Source organism: Corynebacterium mucifaciens (assembly GCF_012396315.1).
GTDB classification, from domain to species: domain Bacteria; phylum Actinomycetota; class Actinomycetes; order Mycobacteriales; family Mycobacteriaceae; genus Corynebacterium; species Corynebacterium mucifaciens.
The window spans coordinates 1-10,469 of the sequence record NZ_JAAXPF010000019.1 but is presented as its reverse complement, the minus strand read 5'-3'; the positions used below and the strand labels follow the sequence as shown (position 1 = coordinate 10,469).

The 10,469-nt window shown below is 68.0% G+C and carries 7 protein-coding genes and 1 other RNA gene; 3 read left to right on the top strand and 5 right to left on the bottom strand.

The genetic code is table 11. The features are described 5' to 3' along the window. Nucleotides 1–204: 204 nt before the first annotated feature. Together HF989_RS10515 and HF989_RS10820 are read right to left on the bottom strand one after the other, a co-directional pair. Complete coding sequence (locus tag HF989_RS10515; RefSeq protein ID WP_343033607.1) at nt 205–3,228, bottom strand: bifunctional [glutamine synthetase] adenylyltransferase/[glutamine synthetase]-adenylyl-L-tyrosine phosphorylase; 3,024 nt, start codon at nt 3,226–3,228, stop codon at nt 205–207. Continuing rightward, nucleotides 3,225–4,559, bottom strand: a complete 1,335-nt coding sequence (locus tag HF989_RS10820; RefSeq protein WP_246233996.1) for a glutamine synthetase family protein — start codon at nt 4,557–4,559, stop codon at nt 3,225–3,227. The genes HF989_RS10515 and HF989_RS10820 overlap by 4 nt, the downstream gene beginning before the upstream one ends. 81 nt (nt 4,560–4,640) lie before the next feature. Between HF989_RS10820 and HF989_RS10510 the strand changes: the two genes are divergently transcribed. Next, nucleotides 4,641–6,218: a CYTH and CHAD domain-containing protein gene (locus HF989_RS10510; protein ID WP_168686338.1), complete on the top strand. Its 1,578-nt coding sequence runs from the start codon at nt 4,641–4,643 to the stop codon at nt 6,216–6,218. On the opposite strand, the gene HF989_RS10505 is transcribed toward HF989_RS10510, so the two are convergent. Beyond that, entirely contained in the window at nt 6,219–6,425 is a 207-nt protein-coding gene (locus HF989_RS10505) for an SPOR domain-containing protein (protein ID WP_168686336.1), read from the bottom strand. Nucleotides 6,426–6,512: 87 nt separating this feature from the next. Between HF989_RS10505 and HF989_RS10500 the strand changes: the two genes are divergently transcribed. Then, nucleotides 6,513–7,682: a galactokinase family protein gene (locus tag HF989_RS10500; RefSeq protein WP_168686334.1), complete on the top strand. Its 1,170-nt coding sequence runs from the start codon at nt 6,513–6,515 to the stop codon at nt 7,680–7,682. Nucleotides 7,683–7,684: 2 nt separating this feature from the next. Further along, nucleotides 7,685–8,299: a hypothetical protein gene (locus HF989_RS10495; protein WP_168686332.1), complete on the top strand. Its 615-nt coding sequence runs from the start codon at nt 7,685–7,687 to the stop codon at nt 8,297–8,299. Between the two features lie 121 nt (nt 8,300–8,420). On the opposite strand, the gene HF989_RS10490 is transcribed toward HF989_RS10495, so the two are convergent. Both HF989_RS10490 and rnpB read right to left on the bottom strand, forming a co-directional pair. Further along, nucleotides 8,421–9,815 (bottom strand): RNB domain-containing ribonuclease, encoded by a 1,395-nt coding sequence (locus tag HF989_RS10490; RefSeq protein ID WP_168686330.1) that lies wholly within the window; start codon nt 9,813–9,815, stop codon nt 8,421–8,423. Nucleotides 9,816–9,841: 26 nt separating this feature from the next. Further along, nucleotides 9,842–10,234, bottom strand: an RNA gene (gene rnpB, locus HF989_RS10485) — RNase P RNA component class A. Nucleotides 10,235–10,469: the final 235 nt, after the last annotated feature.

Sequence of the window (10,469 nt, the reverse complement as noted above, 5' to 3'; positions counted from 1 at the left end):
ACACTTCCCGGGCAGATGAGCCGGCTAAAAACCTCTCGATCGCACCATCGCGGATATCAGATGGAAATGCTGCGGGCATCGGAATACCTTTCAGCCCCCACCACTCCAACTTTTTGTCCGCGCTCCCCTCCTGGGCGCGAATAGCTGGGCCTTGATAGCTGGATCCGCGCCGAGGTGGCTGGCGGGGTGGTGCGGCGAGGGGCGCTAGTCGAACTCGAGGGACGGCACCTCGCCCCAGAATGCCTTCTCCACCACCTTGTGGGCGCGGCGCGTGATGCGCAGGTAGTCCTCGAGGAATTCCTGCTGGTCGTCCGGGTCGTAGCCGGCCGATCCCGCCACCTGCGCGAGCTGGGGCCCCGGCGCGGGCAGCTGGTCGGTGCGCTTGCCGGTGACGAGCACGATGGCGTTGCGGGCGTGCGTGGCGGTCAGCCACGCTGTGCGGAGCACTTCGGCGTCCGCGCCTGGGATCACGTCCGGGTTATCAAGCTCCGCCAGGAAGTCCAGCGCGTCCAGGGTGGATGGGGTGCGCAGTTCCTCGTAGGTGTGGGCGTGCTGCATGGCAAGGAGCTGCACCGTCCACTCCACATCCGCCAGCGCACCGCGGCCGAGTTTGGTGTGGGTGGCGCGGTCCGCGTTTCTGGGCAGGCGTTCGTTGTCGACCCGGGCTTTGATCCGGCGGATCTCCCGGATGTCGGCCGGGTTTGCCCCACCGTCGGGGTAGCGGAACGCGTCCGCGGCCTGCAGGAAGGCGTCGCCCACCCGGCGGTCGCCGGCAACAACGGCTGCACGGAGCAGCGCCTGGCGCTCCCAGACCTCGCCCCACTCGCGGTAGTAGCGCTCGTAGCTGGCGATGGTGCGCACGACCGCGCCGGAGCGGCCCTCGGGGCGCAGGCCCAAATCCACCTCGAGCGGCGGGTCCCCGGACGGCTTGGCCAGCCGGGTACGCATCTGGTCCACGATCTTCGCTGCCCACGCGAGGGCGTCGCCTCCTTCGTCGGCGGCGGTGGCACGAGACGGCTCGGCCACCACAATCACGTCCGCGTCCGAGCCGTAGCCGAGCTCGGCCCCACCGAGGCGGCCCATGGCGATGACGGCGAGGCGGGCCGGAGGCTCGTCGCGAGGCGAGGACGCGAGATCCGCGTAGACCTCGGCCCGAAGCGCCGCCTCGAGCACGGCTTCCCACACGTAGGTGAGCTCAACACAAACCTGGCGGACGTCCATCATCCCGAGCAGGTCGGCTGAGGCGATGCGCGCAAGCTCTGCGCGGCGCAGTGAGCGAGCGACGGCGACCGCCTTGTCCGGGTCGCCCTGGTGCCGCTTCGCCGAGGCGATGATCGCCTTATGCACCTGGTCTGGCGCGGGCTCAAGCAGGCGCGGCCCGTTGGAGCCGTCGCCGAGCAGCTTCACCACATCCGGGGCGGAGATAATCAGCTCAGCCGCGTAGGGCGAGGTGCCCAGGATGTGCATGAGGCGCTGGGATGCGACCCCTTCGTCGCGCAGCATGCGCAGAAACCAGCTGCGGTCCACGGCGGCCTCGGAGAGCTTGCGGTAGTTGAGCAAACCCTGGCCGGGGTCGGCGGTGTCGGCGAGCCAGTGCATGAGCGACGGCAGCAAGATCGCCTGCAGCTTGGCCTTGCGCGAGGTGCCCTTCACCAGCGCGGAAAGGTGGTCGAACGCGCGCGCCGGGTGACGGTAGCCAAGGGCGGCCAGCTGCGCCTTGACCGCGTCCGCGGAGAGGGTGGCCTCGCCTACGGTCATATCCGCCACCGCGCTGAGCAGCGGGCGGTAGAAGAGGCGCTCGTGCAGGTCGGCGACGTCGCGCCGCACGCGCTTCAGCTCGCGGTAGAGCGCCTGATCGGCGGTGCCTCGGTGGTCTGCAGTGAAACCGGCGGCGCGGGCAAGCCAGCGGTTGCGCTTTTCGTTGTCCGGCTCGGGCAGCTGGTGGGTGCGTTTGAAGCGCTGCAGCTGCAGGCGGTGCTCCAAAAGGCGGAGGAATTCGTAGGCGTTTTGGAGCACCCGCGCGTCTTCGCGCCCCACGTACCCCGCCTCTGCCAGCGCCGCCAGCGCCTCGAGCGTGTTGCGGGCGCGCAGCGTGTCGTCGATGCGCCCGTGCACGAGCTGGAGCAGCTGCACAGCAAACTCCACGTCGCGCAGACCCCCGGGTCCGAGCTTGAGCTCCCGGCGCCGCATGTCCGCCGGCACGTTCTCGAGCACGCGACGCCGCATGGCCTGGACGTCCTCCACGAAGGACTCCCGCTGGGATGCCTCCCACACCAGCGGGGCGATCGCCTCGGCGTAGGCGCGGCCGAGCTCCATCATCCCGGTCATCGGCCTCGCCTTCAGCAGCGCCTGGAACTCCCAGGTCTCGGCCCATTTACGGTAGTAGGCCCGGTGCGAATCCAACGTGCGCACCAGCGCGCCCGATGCGCCTTCCGGACGCAGGTTCGCGTCCACGTCGAAGAAGCAGGCGGAGCCGAGGCGCATCATCTCCGCCGCCACGCGGGTGATCTTCGGCGACGCGGGCTCGGCCACGAACACCACGTCCACGTCGGAGATGTAGTTCAGCTCCCCCGCGCCGCACTTACCCATGGCGATGACGGCGAGCTCCGCGTCCAGATCATCCTCGCCGTAGACGGACCGCACCGCCACCGCCAGCGCAGCCGTCAGTGACGCGTCCGCCAGCCACGTCAGGCGCTCGGTGGTGTAGCTGTACCGCATCGGCTCACCTTCGCCGTATCCCTTGACTGAGGCGAACGTGCCCGCCAAGTCGGCGGCGGCGATGCGCATGATGAGGCCGCGGTGCGCGTCCCGCAACTGTTGTTTGGCCGCACTAGCGTCGCTCTCCCCCGCCCTGTACAGCCCCGGCCCGTCCGCGTCCACGCCGACCGCGGCGAGCATGGTGCGGTAGAGCTCGTTGTGGCCAGGCACGTCCTCGCGCAGCAGGCGCCACTGCTCCGGGTGCGCGATCAGGTGGTCCGACAGCGCGGTGGAGCCGCCCAGCAGCGCGAACAGCCTGGTGCGAAAGACCGGGTGGTCGGTCAGCGCCTCCACCAGTTCGCCCCAGCCGCTACCAAGCGCGTCGTAGAGGCGGCGGGCGTTGTTCAGCGCGAGGTCCGGGTCGCCGGAGCCGGCGAGGGTGTAGAGCGAAGCGTCGTCGAGAAGCGAAAGCTCCTCGAGGTCCTCCGCCGCGCGCGGGTGCGTCAGGCCGAGCTTGGCGGGCGAAATCACAGGTCGATCCCGGTGTCGATCTCCCACGGGGTGATCTGGGCGGTGTAGTCGTGCCACTCGTCCCACTTCGCGCGCAGGAAGAACTCGAAGACCTGCTCGCCGAGCACCTCCGCCATGAACTCGGAGCGCTCCAGGTGGCGCAGTGCCTGGTCCAGCGAGTTTGGCAGGTCGCGGTAGCCCATCGCGCGCCGCTCGCGGCGGGTCAGCGCGAACACGTCGTCGCGCGCCGGCTCGTCCAGCTCGTAGCCCTCCTCGATGCCCTTCAAACCCGCGGCCAGGATGGCGGCGTAGGCCAAGTAGGGGTTGCATGCGGAATCCATGGAGCGCACCTCCGCCCGGCGCGAGTCCGCCTTGTGCAGGCGGTAGGTGGGCACGCGCACCATGGCGGAACGGTTGGAGATGCCCCAGGTTGCGGCGGTGGGCGCCTCGGAGCCGAACTGCAGGCGCTTGTAGGAGTTGACCCACTGGTTGGTCACCGCCGAGATTTCGTTGGCGTGCTCGATGATGCCGGCGATGAACTGTCGGCCGGTGGTGGACAGGCTGATCTCGTCGTCCGGGTCGTGGAACGCGTTGGAGTCGCCCTCGAACAGGGAGAAGTGCGTGTGCATCGCCGAGCCTTCGAGGTTGGCGAATGGCTTCGGCATGAAGGTCGCGTGCACGCCGTTGATCTCCGCCACCGTTTTCACCACGTAGCGGAAGGTGACAATGTTGTCCGCCATGGTCAGCGCGTCGGTGTGGCGCAGATCGATTTCCTGCTGGCCCGGTGAGCCCTCGTGGTGGGAGAATTCGGTGACAATGCCCATGTACTCCAGCGCGGACACGGCTTGGCGGCGCAGCCTCGGCGCCTCGTTGCGCTTGGCTTGGTCGAAGTAGCCGCCCTTGTCCGCGGGTGTTGGCGGCTGGTCGCCGTCGCCGGGTTTGACCACGTAGAACTCGATCTCCGGGCTGGCCATGAACTCGAAGCCCATGTCGCGGGCGGCGCTGACTTGACGGCGCAGCACCTGGCGCGGGTCGGCGTACAGCGGGTCGCCGTCCGGCATGGTGATGTCGCAGAACATCCGGGCGGTTTGGTAGCCGGAGTCCTCGTCGAACGGCAGCGGCTGGTACGTCGACGGGTCGGGCCGCAGCAGGGTGTCGGACTCGGAGATTCTGCTGAACCCCTCGATGGAGGAGCCGTCGAAGCCCACGCCCTCTTCAAACGCGCTCTCCAGCTCCGCGGGCGACATCATCACCGTCTTCAAAGAACCGAAGATGTCGGTGAACCACAGGCGGATAAAGGCGATGTCCTGCTGCTCAACCAGGCGCAGCACGTTGTCGGTTTGGGCGCTCATACCCGTTTACTGTAGCGGGCCGTCCGACGTGGCTAGGCAGGCTAAGCTTGGGCACCAAACTCTTGAAGGAGGACAACGATCATGGCCGCACAAGCACCCGAGCAGTTCCTCGAGGTGGAAATCAAGCTCGCCGTCGACGAGGGCACGTCCCTGCCGGACCTCACCCAGTTGCCCGGCGTCGACGAGATCGCGACGATGCGCGAGCACAACCTCTCCGCCGTTTACTACGACACGGAAGACCTGCGGCTCACCCGCTCCAAGATCACCCTGCGCCGCCGCACCGGCGGCAACGACGATGGGTGGCACCTGAAGTTGCCCAAGGAGGGCGGACGCAACGAGGTGCGTATGCCTCTCGACGACCCTTCGGCCGTGCCCGAGGAACTCCTCACCCACGTTCGCGCGATTGTGCGCACCGCTGAGCTCGCGCCTATTGCGCAGGTAGACAACCGCCGCGTGGAGATCACCCTCGCCGGCGCCGAAGGCGCTGTCGCGGAGTTCTGCGACGACCACGTCACCGCCTGGTCCTTGCTGCCCGGCGGCGAGCGCACCAGCTGGCGCGAGTGGGAGCTGGAGCTGTCCGAGACCCTCGCAGGCACCGACGCCGGCAACACCTTGATTAATCAGGGCACGTCGTTTCTGATCGCGGCTGGCGCGCGCAAGTCGGCCTCCCCCTCCAAGCTCGCGACCGCGCTGGGAGATTCCGCCTCGAACGCTCCTCTGCCGCCGCACCTGCGCGCCGAACTCGACGAGGGTTCCCCCGCCGCCGCGGTGGTGGAATCCCTGCGCAAGCAGCGCGACGCCATCGTGGCCTGGGAGCCGCGCGTGCGTGCCGACGAATTCGACTCCGTGCACCAGATGCGCGTAGCCACCCGCGAGATGCGCTCCCTGCTGGAAACCTTCGAGGGCATCCTGGAGGGCGAGCAGCTGACCGAGCTGGAGGCCGAGCTCAAGCACTCCGCAGCTGTACTGGGCACTGCACGCGACGCCGAGGTGGTCGAAGAACGCTTCTTGGAGCTGCTGGACTCCGACGAGTCCGGCCTGGTCGACGAGGCCGCCCGCGCCCACATCGCCGGCGACATGCGGCGCGACTACAACGAGGCCCACGCCGAGATCGTGGACATGCTCAATTCGCAGCGCTTCCTGGACCTGCTGGATGCCATTGATGGGCTGTTGGCGGAACCGCCCGTCGCTAAGCAGGAAGCCCCTGCGAAGAAGGAGCAGAAGCAGTCGAAGGAGGTGCTCTACGACCACCTCGAGCGCGGCTACAAGAAGCTGAAGAAGCGCCACAACAAGGTCGACGAGCACTACCACGACACCGACCTGCCGCTGCACGAGCGCGAGGACTACGTCCACGACGTGCGCAAGGCGGCGAAAAAGCTGCGCTACTCCGCCAACGCCGCGGCCGACGCAGGGCTGAAGGCTGGGCGATTGGCCAAGGCCTGCAAGGCGCTGCAGTCCAAGCTGGGCGATTTCCAGGACGCGGTGACATCGCGCGACCGCATCCAGCGGCTGGCGGACGAGGCGCGGGAGCGCGGCGAGGACACTTTCGCGTACGGCATGCTCTACCAGCGCGAACTCGACCGCGGGGAGCGCGCGCTCGCCGGTTACGACGACGCCGTGCGCGAGGTGCGCAAGGCGTTCAAGAAGATCAAGCTGTAGCTACTTGTCCCAGGACGGGGCCTCGCCCCAGTTGTCGTCGGCCTCGTCCTGGTTGTCGGCGCGCTTGTTGCGCTGCGCGGCGATCTGCAGAGCCTGCTGGGCTTCTTCGCGGGTGGCGTACGGGCCCATGCGGTTGTCCCACGCCGCTTCTTTACCCTGGGTGACTTCGCCGGTAGCGGGGTTGTAGTAGTACTGCTCGTCGGCCATCGTTTCTCTCCTGTCTGTCGAGGGCGCTTTACCCGTCTGACTGTACCGGCGCCGTTGGTAGTGTGGTGGCGGTTGAAGGAGCGTGACATGGCAGTGTTTGAAACCCCCTCGCAGTCCCCTGCGCAGCGCGTCCGCGCGGCCCACCCAGGGTCCGGTCGGGTGGCGTCCGCACCCGGCACCTGGGTGCTCATCGGCGAGAATGTGGACCACTTCGGAGGCGTCACCCTGGCGGGCGCAGCTGCGCTGCGGGCCGCGGCGGCAGTGAGCCCTCGCCCGGACCGCGTGGTGTCAGTGTCCGCGCGCGGGCCGCTAGGCCAGGAATTTTCGGCACAACTGCCTTTCGACGAGGAGCCCGCCGACGGCCTCGGGCGGCGCTGGTGGGGCCTGGTGCACACGCTCGTGCAGCGCCAGGTGCTCTCCCGCGACACTGCCGGCGTGGACATCACCGTGGAGTCCGACGTGCCGGTTGGCGCCGGGCTGGGCGCGCTGTACGCCGCTGACGCCGCGATCGCACTGGCGCTCGCCGGCGCGCACGACGACGTGGACACCGCCCCGTTTAGGGCGCGGCTGGCGGAGATCTGCTCGCATGCAATGACGACCTACTCGTCGCTGCCGGTCCTCCGCGCCCGCCACTCCGTTGCGCTGCGCGGCGCCGAGGGGGTCTCCGTCGTGGACTACGCCGACGGCTCGCTCACCCAGGCGCCGCACCCGTCGCGCCACGGCGTGCGCGTGTTCTCCGTGGCAGCAGGCCTGGGGGCGCCGTTTGCAGAATCCCGCGAGGCAATCGCAGCACATCGCGCATTCATCGACGCTGCCTGCACCAACTTCGGTGTCGCATCGCTGCGCCAGCTTCCCGACGCCTCCGGCCGCGTCGCCCAGTGGGTCGAAGCCCGCCGCGCCGCCGGGGACGACACCGCACCCGACCCGGAAACCGCACGCCGCTGGGTGACGTTCTGCGAGTCCGAGACGTTGCGCTCCCTCGCCGCATCGAAGGCCCTTCGCTCGAGGCGCGCCAACGAGCTGTTCACCTTGTTGAACTCAGCCTCCGAGGCGCACAGCCTGGCCACCCCGGACGCGCTGGTCGCGCTCGCGCGTGAGCGAGGCGCCGTCGCCGCCCGCCCCGCCGCTACCGGCACCTCCAACGCCGTGATCGCATTCGTGCCTGTGCAGGAGGCGGATGCGTTCGCCGGCTCGATGGCGCGGGAATACGAGGTCGTTGAGGTCGCAGCCGGCGAGCCCGCCCGCCTGGAGGGTTAGGCATGACCGGCGGGTCCGGCGTGGGCGAGCAGGACCGCTTCGCGCTTACCGGGACGCACATAGACCAGCTCATCTTCGCCCACGACGCGTACATGGCCTCCGCGAACGACCACTACGATGACGTGCTGCGCGAAGTCAGCGAGCGAATCGCGGTAACCGGCAGCGCAGGAAAGACCGACATCGCTGCGCTGGTCTGCTGGAAGCGTCTCAACGCCAGCACGATCTGGGTGAAGGACCTCATGCAAATGCCGGAACACGACGTCCGCGAAGCCACTGGCCTAGCGTTTCAGCGCGCTCGCTCTGCGGCACAAATCTCTGAAGCCGCGGCCGACGCCATCGCCACGCTGCACCCCCTACCCGGTCTGCGACGCGGCAGAGCTGTCGCCTCGGCAGTGCTGGCCGCCGGTGTGCCAGAGCGGATGGCGGTCTACGACCGGCGCGCACACGCCTCATTGCAAAATATCGGTATCCCCATCGCGTACACGTCAGGTGTCTATTCTCGGTATATGTCCGCTGTGGAGGCGCTGAGAGATGACGTCAATGCGTCGCGTGGTCTGCAGTGGCGAGCGCGCGATGTCGAGTTGGCGCTCTACTGGATGTCGAGCCGAGGACCGTAGGGAGTACGTATGGACGCATCTGACAGGGACCTGCGCCGCGCTCACCACGAAGCGCTGAATCGGTTACTTCCCCGTTAATTTAGAGCGGGCACAGCGACCCACGTTCTCCTCCGCAAAAGCCCTAGTCAGCTGGCCAGGCAAACCCGACCTCCCGTGCGGTCGGGTCCGCCCGCACGAGTGAGAACTTCGTCTCCACGCCCTCCTCGGGCGCGCCAGTCGACGGCGCGAGCACCGGCGGGTCGACGATGAATACCCGCGCGGCGTCCTCGCCCGTTTTTAGGGTCACACCGTCGAAGTTGTGGCCCACCCACGGTTTGAGCACCGTCGCCTCGGTGAGGTGCAGGCTCGCCTTCTCCACGGTGTTGGCCAGCTGAGACGACCTGCCCATGGTCTTGATCACTCGCGGGGCGTCGCGCTTCACCCACTCAGGCACCTCCGTGCCGGCACAGATGGCGAGGCAGACTTCGGTGGCGTAGCGGTCGATGAGCCGCCGCAGCGGTGCTGTGACGTGCGAGTAGTACCCACCGATGCCGGCGTGGACCTCCGGCTCGCCCGCCGAGAGATCCACGTACCCGGATCCGCGCAGGAGCTTCTGCGCCTCGCGCATGACGGCCATGCCACGCGGAGTGTCGGCGTCCACGCTGGCCAGGAATTCGCCGATGTCGGCGGACACCTCCTCCGCCGGGTAGCCGAGGTTGCGGGCCTCCCGACGGAACTCCGCCTCTCCAGCCGTATCCGCCGGCCCAAGTGTGCGCAGGAACCCCACGCCGGCATCCACCATCATCCGCCCCGCTACCATGCCGGTGAGCAGGGAGATCTCGGAGTTGTAGTCCATTACAGGGTGGCGCGGTTCGATGACCAGCTCGAACGTGTCGCCGTCGCCGACCACGCGCACGGACGGCAGGCGCAGGTTGACCGCCTGTCTGCGCAGCGAGGACTGCTGCCGCAGTCGGCCCACCTCCTCCAGCAGCGCTATGGAGGGGTGGACGGTGTCCGCCTGCATGTCGGCATGCACGCCCTCGTAGTCCAGCCGCGCAACTGAGCGCACCAACGCGCGCTCCACGTGCGCCGCATCCACCTCGCCGGAGTCGTCCAGCTCGAACGTCCACAGTACGGCGGGGCGGTCTACTTCCGGCAGGAGCGACGCTGACCCCTCCGACAGCTCCTCCGGGTGCAGCCGTGCCGGCTCGTCCGGCAGGTAGATTGTCTGCCCGCGCTCCAACGACTCCTTCGCCACACCGGACCCCGGCGCCACAAACGCGGCCACGTCCGCGATGGCGTAGCGCACCACAAACCCGCCACCTGCGCGGCGTTCGATGTGCACCGCTTGGTCCAAGTCCATCGATCCGGCGGGGTCGATTGTGACGAGGGGGACGGAACGGGCGTCGATACGCGAGCCCGCAAAGCGGTCCTCCAGCTGCGCCGCATCGGCATGGAGCTCCGGCGCGAACCCAGTGCGCACGTCGAATTCGCGCGCGATTGAGCGGAAATCCAGGGGCGCGGCGTAGAGCTTCATAAGCTGCTATCGTGCCACGAAATGGGCGAATGAGTCGGCCTGTGAGCCGGATTCTGTTCCCCGCGAGCGGGGCGGCGACCATCCATCTGGGCCACCCATTGCTGGGCGCCTCAAGCAGCTACCTTCGGACTGGGCGGGCAGCCTGCGTCCGACGACCTCCGCCAATGGCGGGGGCTCTTGCCTTGCTCCCGGTGGGGTTTACCTGGCCACCTGCGTCGCCGCAGATGCCGGTGCGCTCTTACCGCACCCTTTCACCCTGACCTCGTCACCGAGGCGGTCTACTTTCTGTTGCACTTTCCCGCGGATCGCTCCGGGTTGCTGTTAGCAACCACCGTGCCCTATGGAGTCCGGACTTTCCTCGACCTGCGCCTTCCCCATATCTGGGTGGTTCGCAGCGCCGCGGTCGCCCGGCCGGCTCATTCGCGTGGTACAGCATACGCTTTCGGCCGGTTGGAACGGAATTTTCGGGCCATCGGTCGAGGATGCTTACCCCAGGGTGCTTACTCCTCGAGAGCGTGGCCGGGATTGGGACTGCGGACATTTAGTTGGACCACTTTGGGGCGGGAAGGCCTTGAATGGGTTACAAGTTCAGCAATGAGTTTCGCCGTGAGGCGGTTGAGTTATACGAGTCCGGGTTAAGCGCTGCGGCGGTGT

What these genes read in the sequence shown, in the direction of transcription:
- HF989_RS10820 (WP_246233996.1), bottom strand. Translation starts at nt 4,559, where the DNA reads ATGAGCGCCCAAACCGACAACGTGCTGCGCCTGGTTGAGCAGCAGGAC.
- HF989_RS10510 (WP_168686338.1), top strand. Translation starts at nt 4,641, where the DNA reads ATGGCCGCACAAGCACCCGAGCAGTTCCTCGAGGTGGAAATCAAGCTC.
- HF989_RS10505 (WP_168686336.1), bottom strand. Translation starts at nt 6,425, where the DNA reads ATGGCCGACGAGCAGTACTACTACAACCCCGCTACCGGCGAAGTCACC.
- HF989_RS10500 (WP_168686334.1), top strand. Translation starts at nt 6,513, where the DNA reads ATGGCAGTGTTTGAAACCCCCTCGCAGTCCCCTGCGCAGCGCGTCCGC.
- HF989_RS10495 (WP_168686332.1), top strand. Translation starts at nt 7,685, where the DNA reads ATGACCGGCGGGTCCGGCGTGGGCGAGCAGGACCGCTTCGCGCTTACC.
- HF989_RS10490 (WP_168686330.1), bottom strand. Translation starts at nt 9,815, where the DNA reads ATGAAGCTCTACGCCGCGCCCCTGGATTTCCGCTCAATCGCGCGCGAA.